This is a genomic window from Candidatus Limnocylindrales bacterium, from assembly GCA_035571835.1.
In the GTDB taxonomy this organism is placed as follows: domain Bacteria; phylum Desulfobacterota; class Binatia; order UBA1149; family CAITLU01; genus DATNBU01.
On sequence record DATNBU010000039.1, the window covers coordinates 45,574 to 64,685 of the forward strand.

Annotated in this window: 15 protein-coding genes; 8 read left to right on the forward strand and 7 right to left on the reverse strand. The window is 64.1% G+C overall.

The genetic code is table 11. From position 1 onward, the window contains the following. The first annotated feature begins 2 nt into the window (after window positions 1–2). From VN634_17385 to VN634_17405, 5 genes are all read left to right on the forward strand, one after another. Window positions 3–818, forward strand: coding sequence for a hypothetical protein (locus VN634_17385; protein HXC52660.1), 816 nt, complete (start codon window positions 3–5; stop codon window positions 816–818). A 195-nt stretch (window positions 819–1,013) separates the two neighbouring features. After that, window positions 1,014–1,247 carry a hypothetical protein gene (locus tag VN634_17390; GenBank protein ID HXC52661.1) on the forward strand — a complete coding sequence of 78 codons (234 nt, stop codon included), beginning with the start codon at window positions 1,014–1,016 and terminating at the stop codon, window positions 1,245–1,247. Window positions 1,248–1,460: 213 nt separating this feature from the next. Next, the gene (locus tag VN634_17395) at window positions 1,461–4,049 is read left to right on the forward strand and encodes a hypothetical protein (GenBank protein HXC52662.1); all 2,589 of its coding nucleotides are present in this window, start codon (window positions 1,461–1,463) and stop codon (window positions 4,047–4,049) included. A gap of 492 nt (window positions 4,050–4,541) precedes the next feature. Continuing rightward, window positions 4,542–5,324, forward strand: a complete 783-nt coding sequence (locus VN634_17400) for a right-handed parallel beta-helix repeat-containing protein (protein ID HXC52663.1) — start codon at window positions 4,542–4,544, stop codon at window positions 5,322–5,324. A 264-nt stretch (window positions 5,325–5,588) separates the two neighbouring features. Then, on the forward strand, window positions 5,589–6,071 hold the full coding sequence (locus VN634_17405; GenBank protein HXC52664.1) for a hypothetical protein: 483 nt from the start codon (window positions 5,589–5,591) through the stop codon (window positions 6,069–6,071). 80 nt (window positions 6,072–6,151) lie between these two features. On the opposite strand, the gene VN634_17410 is transcribed toward VN634_17405, so the two are convergent. The 5 genes from VN634_17410 to ilvB all read right to left on the reverse strand — a co-directional run bounded on the left by VN634_17410 (window position 6,152) and on the right by ilvB (window position 12,093). Further along, window positions 6,152–7,588 carry a hypothetical protein gene (locus VN634_17410; GenBank protein ID HXC52665.1) on the reverse strand — a complete coding sequence of 479 codons (1,437 nt, stop codon included), beginning with the start codon at window positions 7,586–7,588 and terminating at the stop codon, window positions 6,152–6,154. A 119-nt stretch (window positions 7,589–7,707) separates the two neighbouring features. Further along, window positions 7,708–8,568: a hypothetical protein gene (locus VN634_17415; protein ID HXC52666.1), complete on the reverse strand. Its 861-nt coding sequence runs from the start codon at window positions 8,566–8,568 to the stop codon at window positions 7,708–7,710. 244 nt (window positions 8,569–8,812) lie between these two features. After that, window positions 8,813–10,009, reverse strand: a complete 1,197-nt coding sequence (locus VN634_17420) for an acetate/propionate family kinase (protein ID HXC52667.1) — start codon at window positions 10,007–10,009, stop codon at window positions 8,813–8,815. A 17-nt stretch (window positions 10,010–10,026) separates the two neighbouring features. Beyond that, window positions 10,027–10,407 (reverse strand): acetolactate synthase small subunit, encoded by a 381-nt coding sequence (gene ilvN, locus VN634_17425; GenBank protein ID HXC52668.1) that lies wholly within the window; start codon window positions 10,405–10,407, stop codon window positions 10,027–10,029. Window positions 10,408–10,410: 3 nt separating this feature from the next. After that, a complete protein-coding gene (gene ilvB, locus VN634_17430; protein ID HXC52669.1) occupies window positions 10,411–12,093 on the reverse strand; it encodes an acetolactate synthase large subunit in 1,683 nt (560 codons plus the stop codon). A gap of 476 nt (window positions 12,094–12,569) precedes the next feature. Here ilvB and VN634_17435 point away from each other — a divergent pair, with 476 nt between their 5' ends. Then, window positions 12,570–13,283, forward strand: a complete 714-nt coding sequence (locus VN634_17435; GenBank protein HXC52670.1) for a murein L,D-transpeptidase catalytic domain family protein — start codon at window positions 12,570–12,572, stop codon at window positions 13,281–13,283. A 131-nt stretch (window positions 13,284–13,414) separates the two neighbouring features. Beyond that, complete coding sequence (locus tag VN634_17440) at window positions 13,415–14,779, forward strand: dockerin type I domain-containing protein (GenBank protein ID HXC52671.1); 1,365 nt, start codon at window positions 13,415–13,417, stop codon at window positions 14,777–14,779. Between the two features lie 52 nt (window positions 14,780–14,831). Here VN634_17440 and sulP read toward each other — a convergent pair whose 3' ends face one another. Further along, window positions 14,832–16,586 (reverse strand): sulfate permease, encoded by a 1,755-nt coding sequence (gene sulP / locus VN634_17445; protein ID HXC52672.1) that lies wholly within the window; start codon window positions 16,584–16,586, stop codon window positions 14,832–14,834. 168 nt (window positions 16,587–16,754) lie between these two features. Here sulP and VN634_17450 point away from each other — a divergent pair, with 168 nt between their 5' ends. Then, a complete protein-coding gene (locus tag VN634_17450) occupies window positions 16,755–17,660 on the forward strand; it encodes a polyphosphate kinase 2 family protein (protein ID HXC52673.1) in 906 nt (301 codons plus the stop codon). A gap of 7 nt (window positions 17,661–17,667) precedes the next feature. Here VN634_17450 and VN634_17455 read toward each other — a convergent pair whose 3' ends face one another. Then, window positions 17,668–19,020: a hypothetical protein gene (locus VN634_17455; protein HXC52674.1), complete on the reverse strand. Its 1,353-nt coding sequence runs from the start codon at window positions 19,018–19,020 to the stop codon at window positions 17,668–17,670. Window positions 19,021–19,112 lie beyond the last annotated feature (92 nt).

The following is a 19,112-nucleotide window of genomic DNA, read 5'->3' on the forward strand; positions in this document are numbered from 1 at the left end:
CGATGCTGCTGCGGTTCGTGCTCTTCGTCGTCGCGTTCGTGATCGGCGTCGTGCTGCTCGCGCCGCTCGACAAGTGGCTGCTGCCGCGGATCAAGGGTCCGCTCGCCGACGCCGGAGCCGATCTTCGTCTCGACGGCCTCCACTTCGCCCTTCCTGCCGGAATCCGTGCGACGGGCGTCGGCCTCGACACGGGAGTCGGCGGCGTCGACATCGATTCGATCTATTTCGGCATCTGGCGCGACTTCAACGCATCGGCGTGCGGCGGTCAGATCAAGGGCGACGTCGCGCGCGATCGCTTGCTTCTCAATCTTTCCAAGGTCGATCCGTCACGCTGCGTGCGTTTCGGCAAGATGGCGCTCGAGAGCACGCTCGACGGATCGATGACGCTTTCCGGCGTCGATCTTCTGCACCCGGTGTTCGGGCGCGACTCGTCGGCGCACATCGACGTGACGTCCGACGGCGGGATCTTTCGCGGCGTGCTGCCTCATGCCGGCGCCGGAGGCGCTGACCTTCCGCTCGGAGAATGGGAATTCAGCGAGCTCGTGCTGCGCGCAACGCTCACCGGCGGCGAGCTCAGCGTCGAGGAAGGCCATACGCTTACGAGCGGCGTCAAATGGGAGCTGCTCGGCGCGTCGCTACCGTCGTCGGACGCTCGCGGCGGACTCAAGGTGGACTTTCGAGCGCGGCAGGTCGACGACAATCCTCGCTCGCGTGCCCTCATCGGTTTGATGCCGAAGTCCACCGTGGACGCCGAAGGCTGGCACAACTACCGCGTGGTCGGGTCGATGAATGCGCCGCGGGTTATTGCCGTAAACTGACGTCGGCTTCATCGCAGGCGTACGGCTTGTGCTGCCGTGATGCGCTGCACTTGGCTTGCTGGTGGCCAGCGTTCATAACTCTGGCATTCGTGACCCTGCCGGTCACGCGACATCACTGAGGAGTACGCCGTGAAAAAGTCTATTGTTGCATTGGTTTGTCTCGCAGCGCTCGCAGGTATGAGCATGACGTCCACGTTGGCGGTCGCCGATCCGCTGGTCGTGCGCGCGGACGACAACATCGAGAAGGTGCTCGCTGCGCAGAAAGGGAAAGTCGTGACCGTGCATGTCGGCGGCGGACCGGAGCTGACTGGGACGGTGACTTCGGTGTCGTCGGAGATCGTGCAGCTTGGGGCGCTGACCGGGAAGGAATTTTATGATGCGGCGATTCGGACGGCGGATATCAGTGCGGTGATTGTAAGGACGCACTGAGGAGCGGTAGGCACCGTCGAGTTCCTCATCTATCACCTGCTGCTGTCGTTCGTGGATCGCGTGAGCCGCCTGCCTCGCGATTCGACGGTGCCCGAAACCATGCGCCTTTAGCGCGAGAACATTGCATTGAAGGCACAGCGCGAGGCCCTGCTGGGCGCGGGCCGGGCCGGCCATCCCTTGCCTTACCGCCGGCGGAACTATCAATAGCAGTCGATGAGCGCCGCGTCCCGTCGTGCACCTCTCGTGACTGCTGTCGTCGTCCTGTCCGCGTCGCTGGCGTTTGCGGGTGAGCTCGTCGAGATCGGCGAGCCGTTCGTCATCGCCGATTCGTCAAGCTTTGATGCCTATGCGACGGACGTCGCGATGTTTGCCGACGGTCGCGCGGTGATAGTGTGGGATGAGAATCCACTCGGGCCGAGAGACCCGAGTGACGTACGCGGTCGAATCCTCTACGCCGATGGCACGCCAGCCACGGACATTTTTGCGATCAACGATTTCCGTATGGGTGCACAGAGTAACCCAAGCGTTGCCGTGTCAGGCCACCGCCTTCTCGTCGCATGGTCCGGCCGGAGCGCCAATGACTCCTCCGGTGTCTCGGGGCGTATCTTCGAGAGCGACGGCACGCCCGTCGGGCCTGCATTTCTGCTGCACGAGGCGACGACCGCGGACCAGGAGCGTGGCGTCAGCGTCGCGCGCGACGGCGATGGCTTCGTTGCGACCTGGGTCCGAACCGCAGGTGTTGATGGCGTCCGCCTTGGGCCCGATGGCAGCGTGCGCGGCAGGTTTACGCAGTTGGTCGAAAATCCGCGTCAGGCGGCTATCACGGGGTTGCCTGACGGAAATCTGGCTCTGCTCTGGAGCTCCAGTCACCTTGTTCCGAATGGTCACAGCGACGCGGAAGCAGGCGTCGTCGACGGTTCGATCTTGTCGAATACCGACGAAGTGCTGCACCACTTCGTTCTAAATGAGGGTCGCCCAAGGTTAAAGTACGACTTCGTCACGGACGGAAACGAGAGGCTCAGTACTGCCACGTCCGCGAGTGGGGAGTTCAGCGCAGTGTATGACAGCTCCGTGAGCACCTACGTCGACGACGACAACTATCTCAGAGACGGCTACAACCTCGGCGCGCGCATCGAGCGCTTCAGTTCGGCCGGCGGAACATTCGGGAGCTACATTCTCCCCGCCCAGTCGGCGCAAGGCAGGTCCGGCGGCGTCGCCGTCACGGCGGGCGGCAACATTGTCAGTGCCTTCAACGACGTAGATCTGCTCGACGGCAGTGGCGTGTTTCTGCGCGCCTTCGATTGCAACGGCGACATGGCGCAGCCGGGGATGGTTCGAGTAAACAGCGAAGACGCCTACATCGCAGGTCCCGTCTCCATTGCCGTCGACGAGCATGGGCAAGCGCTCGCGGTCTGGACCGAACGCAGCAGCGACAAGCAGAGGTTTCCCGTCTTTGGTCGGCGATACCGCATTGAAGACGCCTGTTCCCTCTGCGGAGATGCGGACGAGAACGGAGAGGTGACGGCGGTCGATGCGCTTCGTGCTCTGCGTACCAGCGTTGGCCTCGAAAACTGCACTCCTCAGCGTTGCGACACTGATGGCTCGGGCAGAATCGGGTCCGGCGACGCACTACGGATTCTTCGTGCTGCCGTGGCCGGAGGCCGGACGCTGCGATGCAGCGCCGCTCGGCGGGCGGCTCTCGCTCTCAGCGCCAGTTTGGATGGGTACTCGTATGAAACGCGAGCGTCAGCGATGCCGCTCTCGGACGGCAATCAGGCGGTCCTGGCGGCGATCGACCGCGACGCGACGTACACGCTCGCGTCACTTAGTGTCGACGAGCAGCTTCACGTTGGAGATCCGCAGACACTGTCAGAGCTCCCTTCGGAAAGGGGGATCGGTGTCGATATCAACGCATGCACGAGTCCGGCCGGGCTCGCAGTGGCGCTCGGCGACTACGATGAGTCCTCCGATCCGGGACTCCACACGGATCTGGCCAATGTGCTGGCGAAACCCACCGCGGGCGACCTGGTCACAGTGAACAGCAACCTCTTTGGTTCCCAGTACGGCGGTGATGTGGCCTGCCTGGCTGACGGCCGAAGCGCGTTTGCCTGGATTAGTACCTGCGACGCTTACCAGTGGCCCGATGGGCCGTCACTGCGACCGGACGTATGCGATGAAGAGCCCGTCGATGGGATCTACCTGCAGATTGTGGACACCGACGGAAACAAGAACGGACCTATGCGGCGCGTGGGCGACGTCGCCGGTTGGCCGTCGATCGCCCCTGCCGGCGGAGAGCGGCTTGTGGTCGCGGCCGGCGGGATGATCGATATCCGGTCATCGGATGGAGAATCTATCGATCGCATCGACGGACCGAACGACACCTATGTCTCCGATCTGGTCTGTGTCGGGAGCCTCTGCGCCCGGGCGGGAGACGGGGGCGTACTGATACTGAATCTCGACGATGTCGCGTCGCGCTTCACGGCCATCCTGCAGGACTCGTTCTATATCGGCAATCGTTTTGTCTCCGCTTCACAGCCGCGTGTGGCTTGTATGAGCAACGGTGCCTGTCTGGCCGCCTACCTCATCGAAGAGAACAACTTCGATACTCACATCATCGAATATCACGGCATCTACGCGCGCCCCTTCGACCTCGCGACGGGGGCAGTCGGAGAGGCGATTCACCTGCAGAACACGGACGGTTACTCCTACGATCCGCAAGTTGCATCGCTGGGTCCTCGAAGCTTTCTCGTGAAGGTCCACGGAAACGATGCGCTGCTCCTGCACCGGGTGGACCTCGACTGATCTGCGTCTGTCGAACGGGATCCCATTTTTCGGTCGCGACCGGCGCGACGTCGCAACGCTATGAACCCAAAGGCCTTCTCAGGCCCTCGCGAGTTGGGACTCTCTGAGATTCTCTCAAAAAGGTTCGTCCAGCCGACCGAATGCGGAGCCAAAACTCTTCCACAACAAATCTCTCTCTCGCGGATACTCCGCGTCGCTCTGACCAACGGAGTGGCGCGAATTGCGCCCAGGCAGCGCTGCGAGCCGGTGCCAGTCCGCTTAGCAGCTAGGTTTGAGCCTGCGACTTGGTTAACGCGCTAACGCCGCTCGACGACGGCATCGGCGTTGATTCAACTTGGGCCGGAGTGCTAAACGTTCGCCGCCCTTCGTCCGATCCTGGGCGATGCAGGCTGGAGGATCCCCATGAGACATCACAGCTCGTCCCGAATCGGCGTCGCGTTGGCCCTCCTACTCGCATTCGGCGGTCGAGAGGCGTTAGCGGACGACTCTGTCGTGGAGATAAACACCTGCGGTCAGGTGCTTCAGGGAGGCGGGTTCCTTTCGGCCGATCTCGACTGCTCTGCCGAGACGGTCGATGCGCCGACGGTGATACTCGGCAACAACGGTACACTGGACCTTCGAGGGTTCACGCTGACCGGCCGGTCCTCGAGCGGGTTTCTCGCAACCGTATTCTGCTCGCGACACTGCACGATCCTCGGACCCGGCACGATCGTCGGATCGTCCGTCAGCAACGATCTCTCCGATGATCTTCAGAATGTCGTCGGCACGGATAACGACCATCTTGGCGGGTCGATAGTGAACGTGGAGAACGCAACGATTACCGGCGGCGGAGTAGGCATTTATGCGCACCAGGTGAACGTGGATCATGCGGTCATTACGAACAACCGCAGCGTCGGAGTCTGGTCGTGGCGAGTAAAGATCGACGATTCGGAAATTTCCGGAAATGGCCTGGGCTCTTTCGGCATGGCACGTCACGGTGTCCTCAGTGTCATCAAAACACGAGTCCGCAATTCGACGATCACCGGCAACGCGAGGAGCGGCGTGTCGGGCCGGCGTCTCAGTATCATCGATTCCACCGTTACCGATAACCAGGTGTATTCGGACTGCACGACGAAGGTTTGCGTGGATCTCGAGGCGGAGGCTTTGCGCGTCCCCGGTACAACATGCGGCACCAGCCTCGATTCGACACGGCCATCTCCGTCTCAGCCGGGATCGTACGTCGGTCAGCCGATTACTGATTCGTACAAGACTTTCGGCGTCTGTACCGACGACTGAATCACTGATCATTCTGCCCTCGCGGCCGGTTGTTGTAGCCGACTTCTGAAAATCCTGCCCAGCCAGCGGCGAATCACGACGGAATCGAGGAGTCCTTACTCGATATAAGCGAAGACGTTCGGTACTTTCACGACGATGCTTGGCAGCGCATTGACGACGACTCCGAATGAAGTCGTTCTTTGTTCGCTCGAATCGCACAGCGAGGAAACTGGATGCGCCTCTGGGGCTATGATCTGGAAGCGGCCGCCCCAGACTTGGAACCACATGTCACCGATATTTAAGCATCAGTCCTGGCTGATATCTCTCTTCGCGGTCGTGTTCCTCTTTGCCGCTCCGAGCAATGATGCAACGGCCTTCGCTGACGAGTCCGATGTCCCCTCAGCGCGAGCGCAGCCTACGCGGGTCTCCGTTGAATCCCTGGGAGTCCGATATGATGACAACGGTGCGCACGCGGAACTGGAGATTCGAAACGCCGGCAAGCAAGCAATTACCTATGGCGGCTATTCTTCCACCAGCCCCGCCTATCGCACGCAATGTTTCACAAACGGGTCCTGGAAAGACGAAGCGGAGGGTTGGTGCGGCAATGGATTGGAGACTCAAACACTGCGCCCGGGTCAGAAAATCCGCTTCACCGCCCCACTCTGCCCTTTCCCCCAATCGACGAAGATTGGTGTTGTAGTGGGAACACCGCAGGACAAAGCCGGGCAACCAGTCTGGAGTGAAGCCATCGTCGAAAAAGTGCGATGACTACGTCTCGCTGCCTGCTGGATTAACCATTGGGCTGCAGATCGAGTTCTCCCGCGCCTTCCATAAACAAGCGGCTCTCTTCAGCGCTCGCCCGCAGCGCAGGCCGGACAGCTAAGCGGCACATCGTTCCCCACCGAAACCATCAGCACGCGCACGGCGTCGCTGACCGTCGTCTTGCCGGAACCGTCTGTATCGCATCGGCAAGCGGCGCATTGATCCAAACCCACCGCCGAGCGAAGCACGCGCATCGCATCGCGAACATTGATGCGGTCGTGTCCTGTCGCATCGGCGTCGCCGACGCAGGTCGCGTCACCGCAAACAGCGTCCTCGTCGCGCATCAGGCAGTACCACTGCGCCTCCACGTCCTCGTCGAGTGCATTGCCGATTGACCTGATTCGGACGAATCGCCTATCCGACTCCGCGGCGAGTGCAGCGAAGCCATCCATGAATGCATTTGTCGCGTTCGAGCCGTCGGGGGTCGCGAGAAACATCCGGTATTGAAATTCCAGCAGACCAGTGCAGCCCGGCGTCATCGCGGCGATGGGCGTATCGTAACCGCCCCACGGCTGCGGGCTCCTGACGATCACTCGCACCGGGCCGAGATCGTTCCCCGCTGCATCCAGCCACTGCCCGAGAAGATCCGTGCCACCGCCGTCAGGCGTCGACCACACAACGAGATGCCGTCCATCTTCGCATGCCATGACCGAAGGTTGGGCAGTCGGAGTTCCCGACGCCAGGATCCGGGGTTCGGATAGAGAACCATCCTGCGCGATCCATGACACCTGCACCACGCCCAGCGAGGACCACGCGACAACGTAGCGTCCGCCGGGAAGAGCCGCGATCGGCAAGGTCTGGAGCATGGAATAGAGCGATCCTTGGGCTACCGGTAATTCGTCCGACATCGGCTTTCCGCTGGTATCGAAGCGACGAACGACAAGCGTCGCGTCGGAAAGCAGGGGCGTCCGGTTGTACCATGCGACGAGGTAGCTGCCGTCGTCTCCCGCTGCGACGTCCCCGGGACTTTGATAACCGGTGGCATCGGCGTGGACCTGCATCTCTCCTCCGTCCGCGGTCGTACCGTCGGTGTCCAGCGTTCGCAGAAAAACGCCGCCATCGTCTCCTCTGTTGCCGGCCTCTGCCTGGTAGATCACCGCTGACGAACCATCCGCGGCGTGCGCAACTCTCGGATAGAGCGTTGGAAAGCTGGTATGAGTGGGATCGAGGAGGAGTTCCTCACTTGTCGGCCCCGTATCGCTAAGGAAGCGTGCCCAGACCCCGCCGCCTCTCGTGCTTTCTGCGTGCGGCCCGCTCCACACGACGATCGCTTCATGCGGCGCGACAACCGCGATGTCAGGCCAGGCTTGATGCCCGTATCGCAAGCCGTTGACGACGATGCCGGGCCCATCCGCCTCGACATTCACGGTTCCGTGGGACGACTCGGCGCCCATAAACGGCGATAGAGCGGCCAGGAAAGCGACGAAAAACGCACGCACTGGCGAACCATGACGACCCACCATGGCTCGGTCAATCCGTTGACGAAGTGGCCAGCGCTGCGTCGCGACTGCGGAATGTCGTCAGCGGCGATGCGCTGCCTTTCACCGCGACAGCATTCGCGGTTCGAGCAAACGCAGCGGCGCTAGGGAACGACGCACGACCCGGACTGATTGCAGACCCTGGGATACGAGAACGTCCCGCTAAAATCCGAACAGTTCCCCTCAGCCCACTTCGTTCCGCAGTACGAAAGCGAATCTTTCTGGCAGCAGGTGCCACCCGTACCGGGAGGTGCAACGCACGTTCCTGACGCGTCGCAGATCGTATTTGCGGCCCCTGCCTCGGCGTTGGCGAGGGTGATCGTACCGTCCGTAAGGCAGGCAAACGGGTCTGCGGCCCCGCCTCCGGCGCAATACGACCCGTTGCTGCAGCAACCACCTGTGTTCAGCACGGCACACGGCGCGATGTCGCACTTCGTCGCCATCACCGACTTGCCGTCCGTGCCGTTCTTCTTCGCGACATCGGCACCGCCGTTACCGCAGACCGCGCAATAGTAGACGGAGGTCGTGTCGTCGGCGCTATGGACGCGAATCGCCATCGAGACCGGAAGCTGGTCTACGAGCCCGTCCAGATTGAACCGCCGGTCCGCCAACGGCTGCACCTTCACCTTCAGTTTGCCGGGGGAGATCGCGATCTCCTTCCCGCACGTCAGATTCTCCGCGCCGTCGCCCGTGCAAGTGGTGCTCGTCCACGTTGCCGACTCGCCCGTCGTCGGGCTGAACGCGACGAACTCCGCCGCCGTGACCGAAGCATTCGCGTACCCGTCGGACGGAGCGATCGCGGCGTCCTGCACCAGAAGCTGAACCTTTCGCTTCTCTGCGTCGGCGTTGTCCTTGATCTTCATTTTCTTGGCCGAAACATTGTCGACGTCGACGGCACCGGCCGAGGCTACGAACAGTGCGATGAGCGCAACGACGTGCGCGGCACGAATGATTACAGGCTTCATGGCTCCCCTCCCTGTCGAAAAAGAATCGAGGTCATGCATCCGTGACCTCGACATTCATTGTGCTGTCCTGGCAGCAGTTCTGGATGGCTCTTTTTATGCAAAAGTGACGGAATCGAGTCAAGAAAATCGCTCCCACACGCTGTGTACGAGGCCGGCCGGCGCCGAGACGCTCCGCGGCATGCGCTGCGAATAGCGGCCCGTTGATGTCTCGTCGCTCGTCGGGAAACCCTCTTCTCGCCGGCAATCACCCGCGGCGGCCGGCGATACCGAGCAGCGAGCCCATGTGTCGCGCGATCATCAACTCTTCGTCGGTCGGGATCACCCACGCCGACACCCGGCTGTCGTCCGTACTGATCTTCGGCCCGTGCGATGCGTTCGCACCGGCATCGAGCGCGACACCGAGCCATGCGGATGCATCGACGATGCGCCGCCGGATCTCCACCGAGTGCTCGCCGATCCCCGCCGTGAACACGATCGCGTCGACGCCGCCGAGAACGGCCGCGAACGCGCCGATGTGCCGCGTCACCTGGTAGACGAAGTAGTCCACCGCGAGGCGAGCCGACGGCTGCGTGCTCGCCAGCAGATCCCGCATGTCATTGCTGATGCCCGAGATGCCGAGCAGGCCGGACTGCTTGTACAGAATATCTTCCACTTCCGCTGCGCTCAGGCCGAGCGTCTGGAAGAGATGAAGAACCACGCCCGGATCGATGGAGCCCGGCCGCGTGCCCATGCAGAGCCCGTCGAGTGCCGTGAAGCCGAACGTACAGTCGATCCCTTTGCGTCCGGTCATCGCGCACAGGCTCGCTCCGTTGCCGAGGTGCGCGACGATCACACGGCCGTCGGCGATTTCCGGCGCGACTTCCGGCAGCACGGAAGCGATGTATTCGTAAGACAGGCCGTGGAAGCCGTAACGCTGCACACCGGCGTCGCGAATCGTCTTTGGCAGCGGCACGAGGTCGATCACCTCCGAGTGCCCGCGGTGGAAGCTCGTGTCGAAACACGCCACCTGCGGCACGCCCGGAAAACGCTCTGCGACCGCCTCGATCGCATCGATGTTATGCGGCTGGTGGAGGGGCGCGAGCGGAATCAGCGCGCGAAGATCGTCGAGCACCTCCGGCGTTACGATGCGGGGACCGATGTACGCAGAACCGCCGTGCACGACGCGGTGCCCGGCACCGACCACGCGTGCGCTACCGAGATTCGTGCGCAGCCACTGTGCCAGTACGTCGAGCGCGGCGCGGCCGTCGCGCACGGTGTCGTCGAGCACTCTGTCCGCAAGTGACGTCCCGGCCGCGTCTTTGATCGACAGGTGCGGCGTCGCGCCAATGCCGTCGATCTGTCCACGCGACTGAACTCGCCACGTCGCGTCGTCCGGGCGGCAGTACACGCAGAACTTGAGGCTCGACGAGCCGGCGTTGAACACGAGCGCGTAGTCATCCATGGCCGGCTCTGTACAGCTTAACTGTCCGGGCCGTTCAAGCCGCACACCTCCCGCGCCACGGCCGGCGGCCGGAAAAACTCCTCGATGCGCTCGAACACCTGATGGTCGGCGCCGTGGCGGCGCACGACCAGCACGTCCTCGAGCTTCTCGAGCTGCTTGATCATCTGCGCGAGCCGCGCGTTCTCGACCACCCGCAGCCAGATGCGGCTCATCGCACCGTCGCCGACCGGCATGACGAGGATGCCTTCGACGTTGTACGCGCGGCGCGAGAACAGGCCGACCACGTGCGACATGACGCCAGCGTGATTGTGGACGTCGAGCTCGAGAACGGCGCACTCTGCCGGCGAGCCTTCGGTGAATGCCTCTCGATCGATCGTTTCTTGTTGCAGTGAGCTCATCGCTTAACCTCCGATCATGTCGCAGTTGGCGGCGCCGGGCGCGACCATCGGCAGCACCTGCTGGTCGCGATCGATGCTGGCGTGAATCAGGGCCGGACCGCGAAGGGCCAGCGAACGCCGCAGTGCGCTGCGTGCATCCAGCTGCGTGTCGAGATCGACGGCGTGGATGCCGAAGCCTTCGGCGATGCGCAGGAAGTCCGGTTGCCGCGCGTACTTCGACGCAAACGAACGGGCTCCGTAGAACAGCGTCTGCTGCTGGTGCACGAGGCCGAGCGCGGCGTTGTCCATCAGCACGATCTTGACGTTGACGTTCTGATCGGCCGCCGTCGCCAGCTCCTGCACGTTCATCAGGATGCTGCCGTCGCCGCTGAAGCAGACCACCGTCCGCTCCGGCTCGGCGAGCGCCGCACCGATCGCGGCCGGCAGGCCGAAGCCCATCGTGCCGAGGCCACCCGACGTCAGCCACTGGCGCGGGCGGCGAAGCGGATACGACTGCGCAACCCACATCTGATGCTGTCCGACGTCGGTCACGATGATTGCCTCGTCGTCGAGACATCCGGCCACGGCGCGGATCAGCCCGTAGTGCGTGCGGACGTCGTCGTCGCCAGGCGTGCGCAGCGGATAGGCCTCCTTCAGATCCGCGACTCGTGATCGCCACAGCACGCGCGCGTTCGGCTTCACGATCGGAAGCAGGCGCTCGAGCACGTCGGTGACGTCGCCAGCTATGCCGACGTGCGCATCCTTGATCTTGCCGAGCTCGGACGCGTCGATGTCGACGTGCACGATCTTCGCGCCCGAGCAGAACGCGGCCACCTTGCCCGTCGCGCGATCGTCGAAACGCGCACCGACGGCCACCAGGAGGTCGCACTCGTCGAGTGCCAGGTTGGTGCAGCGCGCGCCGTGCATGCCGAGCATGCCGAGCGAGAGCGCATGGTCGGTCGGCATCGCGCCGAGCGCCATCAATGTCATCACCGTCGGAAGCCCGGCCTTTTCCGCAAGCGCCAGTGCGAGCCGGCTCGCGCCCGAGTGCACGACGCCGCCGCCGAGGTAGAGGATCGGACGCTCGGCCGCGTCGATCATGGCCGCCGCACGCGCGATCGGATCATCCGCCGCCCGCGGCGCGCGCTGCGCTCGGCCGGGCTCGGGCCACTCGGAGATTTCGACGGCCTCGGTCTGCACGTCCTTGGGAATGTCGACGAGCACGGGGCCCGGCCGCCCGGACGCCGCGATGCGAAACGCTCGCGGGATCACGTCGAGCAGCTCGGCGGCCGAGCTGACCAGGAAATTGTGCTTGGTGATCGGCACGGTCAGGCCGTACGTGTCCACTTCCTGGAACGCGTCGGTGCCGATCATCGCGCGCGGCACCTGCGCGGTGATCGCGACGAGCGGGATCGAGTCGAGCTTTGCGTCGGCGATCGCGGTCAGCAGGTTGGTCGCGCCGGGCCCGGACGACGCCATGCACACCGCCGGCGTGCCGGCAGCCCGTGCCATGCCCTGCGCGATGAAGCCGGCGCCCTGTTCGTGACGGGCGAGCACGTGGCGAATGGCCTGCGACTGCGACAGCGCATCGTAGATCGGCAGGATCGCGCCGCCCGGAATGCCGGAGACAACTTCGATGCCCTGGCGCTCGAGCAGTCTCACGACGATCTGCGCGCCGGTCCATTTCTGTCTTTTTGCTTCGTTCATGGGGCTCTCCTCTCCAGACTGCCGGTAGTGCTGCGGTGCGATCCGGGGAGGGGCCAAAACGAAAAACCCCGCTCGGTTCGCACCGGCGGGGTTTCGGAAAAGTTCGTTTGTCTTTTAACTGGCTGGCTAGCCGACAACTTTTCCGCACGACGACGGTGCATATGCATGGATGCATACTACCGATACGCCGACCATCGAGTCGGAGGCGGAAAACAGCTTGCGGGCAGTGCGAGCGCTCATGGAGACCGGGTCATACAACGGATGCTTCGCCAAAGGCAAGCCGCAACGGCACGAGCGGGACCGGGTTTATTCTGCGTTCCGGACTTGACGCACGCCTTGCCATCCTGTTGAAAGATACTGCTTCCGCGCGCAGCGGTCCGGCCCTGGGGACGAGGGTCTGACAAAACAAGCGGCGGAATTCGTTCGCGGGGTCGAAAACAACAGGACTGGACCGGTTACCGGATGCACACTCCGAGATGAGAGCACTCCATTCGAAATGCGTTCGCGCGCTGCTGCTGGCGGCCCTTGCGGTCGCGCTGCCCGTCCGCGCGGCGCACGCCGACGAGGTCGCGACGCTCGAAGGCCTCGCGCCCGGGCTTTCGCGGGCGGCGATTCACGAAGCACTAACCGCCCTTCAATGCGCGAAAGCCAAGGGCATCTCGCCGGAGGCCGACCGCCTCGCGATCGTCGACTACACACGCTCGTCCACGGAGCGACGCCTGTGGATCTTCGACCTGCAGGAGAACAGGCTGCTGTTCCAGGAGTTCGTCGCGCACGGCAAAGGCTCCGGTCTCGACGTTCCGACCGAATTCTCCAACCACAACGGCAGCCACCAGAGTTGCCTCGGCCTTTTCGTCACCGACGAAACCTACCAGGGCGGCAACGGATACTCGCTGAAGCTGCTCGGACTGAATCGTGAGCTGAACGACCTCGCGTTCGCACGCAAGATCGTGATGCATGGCGCCGGCTACGTGAACCCCGAGAAGGCACGCGAGACCGGACGGCTCGGCCGTTCGTTCGGCTGCCCTGCCGTGCGGCCGCAGGTCGCGCGGCCGATCATCGATACGCTCAAGAAGGGCCAGTTCCTGTACGCCTACGGTCCGGGCTCCGCTGCAGCGGAGAACTGCGAGAGCATCGCGCTGTCGTCGCTCAACGAGCGCGAGACCGGCAACCCCGGCAGCCGCCGCTGACGATCACTTTCCGCTGCGGGCGTCGCCGCTCTGGCCACCCGCCAGAAGTCCGGCGGGAGCCGCCCTACCCTTATGCGCGCAGGCTTGTCGAGCGGTATGAATCGCGAGGCTGCGGCAGATAGAACAGACGCATGATGCACAGCGCACATGCGGAGCCGACTTCCGTTCGTCCAGCCAGCCGCAGCTTCACCAGCGCGACGGCGATTGCAGCCTGCGTTCCTCTGACGGCTCTGCTCACCGCGATGCCGGCCTTCGCGCTGATCGGCGCATCGTCGACCACGACGACGACCTTCGCGGGCACCACGACGACGACGTTTTTCGTGCCGGTCGATGTAACAGGCGGCGGAACCTTCGAGGGGAGCTTCCCGAAAGGTTCGTTCGATACCTATTCCTTCGACATCACGGAGCCGCGGGTCCTCGTGGCCGAGACCGACAACGGATTCGGCGGCTGTCCCGGCGACACGATCGTCGAGCTTCGCCGTCCGGGAGCGCCCGGCAAGTGCAACGGCGTCTACGGCGACAACCTGCCGTGCATTGCCTTCGACGACGACTCGGGCATCTCGCTGTGTTCGAAGCTCGTCCACTACATCGCCGAGCCCGGTACGTATGAGATCCGCGTGAGCGCCTACGGCGGTGCCAAACTCAACCGCTACTTCCTCCACGTGCAGTTCGTCGAGGTCGAGTGCGGCAACGGCGAGAAAGAGCTGAGCGAAGACTGCGACGACGGTAATCTCGCCAGCGGAGACTGCTGCTCGTCGACCTGTCACAAGGAGCCGGCCGGCACCGCGTGCGACGACGGCCTCGGATGCAACGGCGCGGACACCTGCGATGCCAGCGCGTCGTGCAGCCAGCATGCCGGCAACACGTGCCCCGGGAACGACGGCGACGCCAACTGCGCGGAGTCGTGCAGCGACAGCGCGAGCGGCTGCACTAACCCCGACCCGAACGGCAGCCCGTGCGATGACGGGATCTTCTGCAACGGAGCCGACACATGCTCGGGCGGAAGCTGCAGCGTGCATGAGGGCTCGCCATGCCCCGGGCCCGACAACGACAACGACTGCTCCGAGACCTGCAACGAGCAGCTCCACGCGTGCAACAGTCCTGATCCGAACGGCAGCGCGTGCGACGACGTCGACGCGTGCACCGGCCCATCGACCTGCAATGCTTCGGGCACCTGCGTCGCGGGTGCGCCGCTCGATTGCGATGACCACAACAGCTGCACCACCGACCAGTGCATCTCCATCCAGGTCGGCTGCCAGAACACCCCGATTCCCGATTGTGTTCCTGCCTTCGTTTGCGGCGATGCCAACGGCGACGGCACGGTGAAGGCGTCCGACGCGCTCGCGGTGCTCAAGGATGCGGTGGGCGGAGACCAGTGCGCCGCTAGACCCTGCGTCTGCGATGCCAATGGAAGCGGGACGCTGACGGCTGCAGATGCGCTCGCCGTGCTCAAGGCGGCAGTCGGCGCGCCGGTCACGCTGGCCTGTCCTTGCTGACGCCACGCGCGCCGCTCGCGCGGCACAGTGACGTCCGCAGCGCGATCCCGGTTCACGGCACCCAGTCGACCCGGTGATCGCGCAGATACGCATCCACCGCCGCGCCGATGGTCGGATGAAAGATCCCCTCGCCCAGCTGTTCCATGAGCTCGAAGCGCACGAGCTTTTCCTTCACCGGATCTTTCATCTCGGCGAAGTGCAGCTCGACTGCGGCCTGCCGGAGCATGGCCGTCAGCTCGCTCAGCATGTCGGCGGCAGTCACATCCACGCTGGTCACGGGCTCGGCGGCGATGATCACCCGGCGAATCGAATCGGGAGCCGCGCCGATCGCCTTCAGCAGGCACTGCTGGAACAGCTCGGCGTTGGCGAAGAACAGCGGCGCGTCCCACCGGAACAGGACCAGCCCGGGCACGAGGCGCGCGTCCGGATACCGGGTGATGTCGTGATAGCCGCGCACGCCGTCGACTCGCCCGAGCACCGCGAAGTACGGCCGCCAGCCGTCCCAGAGAAATTCGATCACGGCCAGCACCACCGCGATGCAGATCCCCGGAACGGCGCCGAGAATCATCACGCCCGCGAAGCACGCCATCGACAGCCAGAACTCCCACTGCTGGATCCGGAATATCCGTTTGAGATCGGCGATCTCGAACAGCCCTAATGCAGCGGCAATCACCACCGCCGCGAGCGCACTGTTGGGCAGGTGCTGGAGCAGGTTCGGAGCCGCAATCAGCAGCAGTGCGACGGCGAGCGCGCTGACGACTCCGGTCACCTGCGTTCTGGCGCCGGCGGCTTCCGCGACCGGCGTACGCGACGAGCTGCTGCTGATCGGAAAGCCCTGAAGGAAGCCCGCCGCCAGATTGGCCGCGCCGAGACCGACCATTTCCTGGTTGGGATCGACGTACGTGCGGGTGCGTGCGGCATACGTGCGCGACAGCACGCTGGTATCGGCGAATGCGACCAGTGCCGCAGCGACGCCGCCGAGCACAACGCTGGCGAGATCCACGCCGCTCGTCCACGGCAGCGCAAACTTCGGCAGGCCTTGCGGCATTCCGCCGAGAACCTTGACGCCGTGGCTGCCGAGATCGAACGCGGCAACGGTAATGGTCGCGAGCACCACGACGATCAGCAGCGTCGGCAGGCGCTTGAAACGTTTGAGCGCGAGGATGAGCGCGAGGCTGCCGCCTCCGACCGCAAAGCTGTACCAGTTTGCGCGCCCGGCGAGCAGAGCCTCGAGCAGGTTCCATACGTCCATGCCTGGACGCTCGCTCTGGATGGAGATGCCGAAGAGCTTCGGAGTCTGGCTGATCAGCACCGCAAGCGCGATGCCGTTCATGTAGCCGTAGCGAATCGGCTTGGACAAAAGCTCGGTGATGAAGCCGAGTCCGAAAAGTCCGGCGAGCATGCACACCGCTCCCGCGACGATCGCCATCATGCTCGCCACGGCGACCGCGCGCGACGGATCACCGCCGGAGAGCGGCAGCACCACGCCGAGAATCACCGCGGCCAGCGCCGAATCCGGTCCGAGCACGAGGATGCGGCTCGGACCGAAAACGGCGTACGTCAGCAGCGGCACGATGGTCGCGTAAAGGCCATAAACGCCCGGCACGCCGGCGGCTTCCGCGTAGGCAATCCCCGCGGGTACCAGCATGCTGGCAAGCACGAGGCCGGCGACCAGATCGCTGGCAAGCCAGCTGCGCTGATACTGCTCGAGCATCTGCACGCCCGGCAGCCAGCGCAGCCAGCCGGTGCGCGCAGTGGGAATGAGAAGCGACGTGTTCGCGGAGCTGACCTGCGGATCGATCGACATGCTCGAGCCCCTCGATGCGTCAGGGAATCCGTGAGGCGCCGATGGTGAATCCACGCGCAACACTATCGCACGGTCCGGTGCCCGATAAACGATCGCGTACCGGCCGGCCCGGCCGCCACGAATCGTTATCGGGTACCGGCAGCGACGATAGTCTGGTATGGGGCGGCAATGGAAAACAGCGAGATCATCCGGCGTGCGCGCAAACTGGCGAAACCGTTCCGCGTAACGGACGGAGATTCCTTCCGTCTGAAATCGGTGGACCCCGGCGACACCCTCGAACTGACCTCTGAGGACAAGCCTCGAGCGAAGGAAGCGCTCGCCACCGGTATCGAAGCCCTCGCCGAGCTGCAGGACATGCTCTACGCGCAGGATCGCTGGGCGGTACTATTGATTTTCCAGGCCATGGACGCGGCCGGAAAAGACGGCGCCATCAAGCACGTGATGTCCGGGGTGAATCCCCAGGGCTGCCAGGTGTACTCGTTCAAAGCACCGACCAGCGAAGACCTCGACCACGACTACCTGTGGCGCTGCATGAAGGTTCTGCCGGAACGCGGCCGCATCGGGATTTTCAATCGCAGCTATTATGAAGAGACGCTCGTAATCCGCGTGCATCCGGAGCTGCTCGCGATGCAGAAGATTCCGGACGAGCTCGTCACCAAGTCGATCTGGAAAGAGCGCCATCAGGACATCCGCACATTCGAACGGTATCTCGCCCGCAACGGCGTCGCCGTCTGCAAGTTCTTTCTTCACGTCTCCCGGGACGAGCAGAAACGCCGTTTTCTCGAGCGTCTCGAAAACCCGGACAAGAACTGGAAGTTTTCCGCCAACGACGCGAAGGAACGCAAGTACTGGGACAAGTACATGGACGCATACGAAGAGACGATCCAGGGGACCGCGACCAAGGCGGCGCCGTGGTACGTCGTTCCGGCGGACAACAAGTGGTTCACCCGGGTCGTGGTCGCTGCCGCGGTCATCGATACGCTTGCCGGCCTCGATCTCGCATATCCGAAAGTGAGCGACGACAAGCGCGCGGAGCTGGCCACGGCAAGGACAGCGCTGCTCGAGAACGGCTGAGCCGCCGCTACAGCATCGCGTCGAGCGCGAGAAGCGGCTCGACGCGCGACAGCGCGATCTGCGCGCAGGCCTTCGTCACGTTTCGCACCATCGTGCGATCCAGCGTCGAGATAAAATCCCGAGGCGAAATCTGTCGCGCGAACATCCGTGCCGCCTGGTGGCGCGCGGCCTCCGTGCCCTCGTGCCCGAGACTGCGGTAGACGAACGCGGTCAGCGGCGACACCGTCAGATCGCTCGCCGACGCCGTAGTGCGTCCCGTCTCCAGAACATCGAGCAGCTGTGCATCCACCGGAGCCGTTGTCGCAATCATCGGCAGGAACCGCTCGATGCGGTCGGGCGTGCCGCGCGTGCTGTGGATGTCGCCGAGCAGCATCGACACGGGGCAATCCCCGCCGGTCAGAAGCGCCAGCGCCTCGATAACGGCGATCGTGGTGATCTTGGCTCCGAGATAGCTGCCGGCAAACTCGATGTTGCGGCGCGCAGCGGTGCGCAGCTCGGCAAACTCGGCCTCGGTCGGTGAGTCGTGGTAGCGGTGAAAGATGTGGTCCGGGTCGAGCGTGGCGAGGAACGTTTCCATGCGCGTGAGCGCATCGCGGTACTCGCGGATCGAGTAGACGCCGACCGCGGAGAGCGGCGCGTTGGATTCCTCGATGAGCTCCCACGTCGTCGACAGGAAGGTTCCCGGATCGGATGTCGCAAAACTGCTGACGTCGCGGTTGCCGAGCGCCACCGCATCGTGAACGACGGCGTCGATCTCCTGTTCCTGCATCGGAAGATCAAGCGTACGAGCAACTGCGCGCAAACGATCCGCAAGCACGTCTCCGGTTTCGCGGCCGTCCCGGTCCGCGCCGCGAAAAGGCACCGTCGCTTCGATGCACGCCGCGACCGCGACCACTTCGGACATCGGCAGCCACGGCCCGAGCGCGCGCGCAGCGACGACTGCGCTCAGGAACTCGTTGAGGCCGCCGTAGAGCGGCAGCGCCTGTCCGGCTTCGAATCCGAACAGCGTCGCACACGCCACAAGCGCCGCGTCGCTGCTGTCGATCGGCTTGAGCACGACCGTTTTTTTGCCTGCCCTCGCCACGCGCCTCAGCACACCGTGCGCACGCCGCGGGAAGCCGCCGTCGAGCTGGACGTAGACGACATCGTGGAACAGGGTTGCGAGCACCTGGCGGGGATTGAGGCCCTCGGCCATCGCGAACACGTGCGCCGAGGTGTGGTAGACGCGCCGGCCCTGATCCATCGAGTCGTGGATCAGCATCGCGAGCCGCTCGATGTCCTCGCCGGGCACGTCGGCCGACAGCGCGCGGAATGCGTCGGCGAACAGGCGGATGAAGTGGTTGATGGTCGCGATGGCCATGTCTGGAAGCTCTCTGCCGCCGGCCGAGGTTCGCGTGAACCCGCGTGCTCGTGCATTCGCGATTCACCCTGCGCCGCAAATCGTGTGAGTAT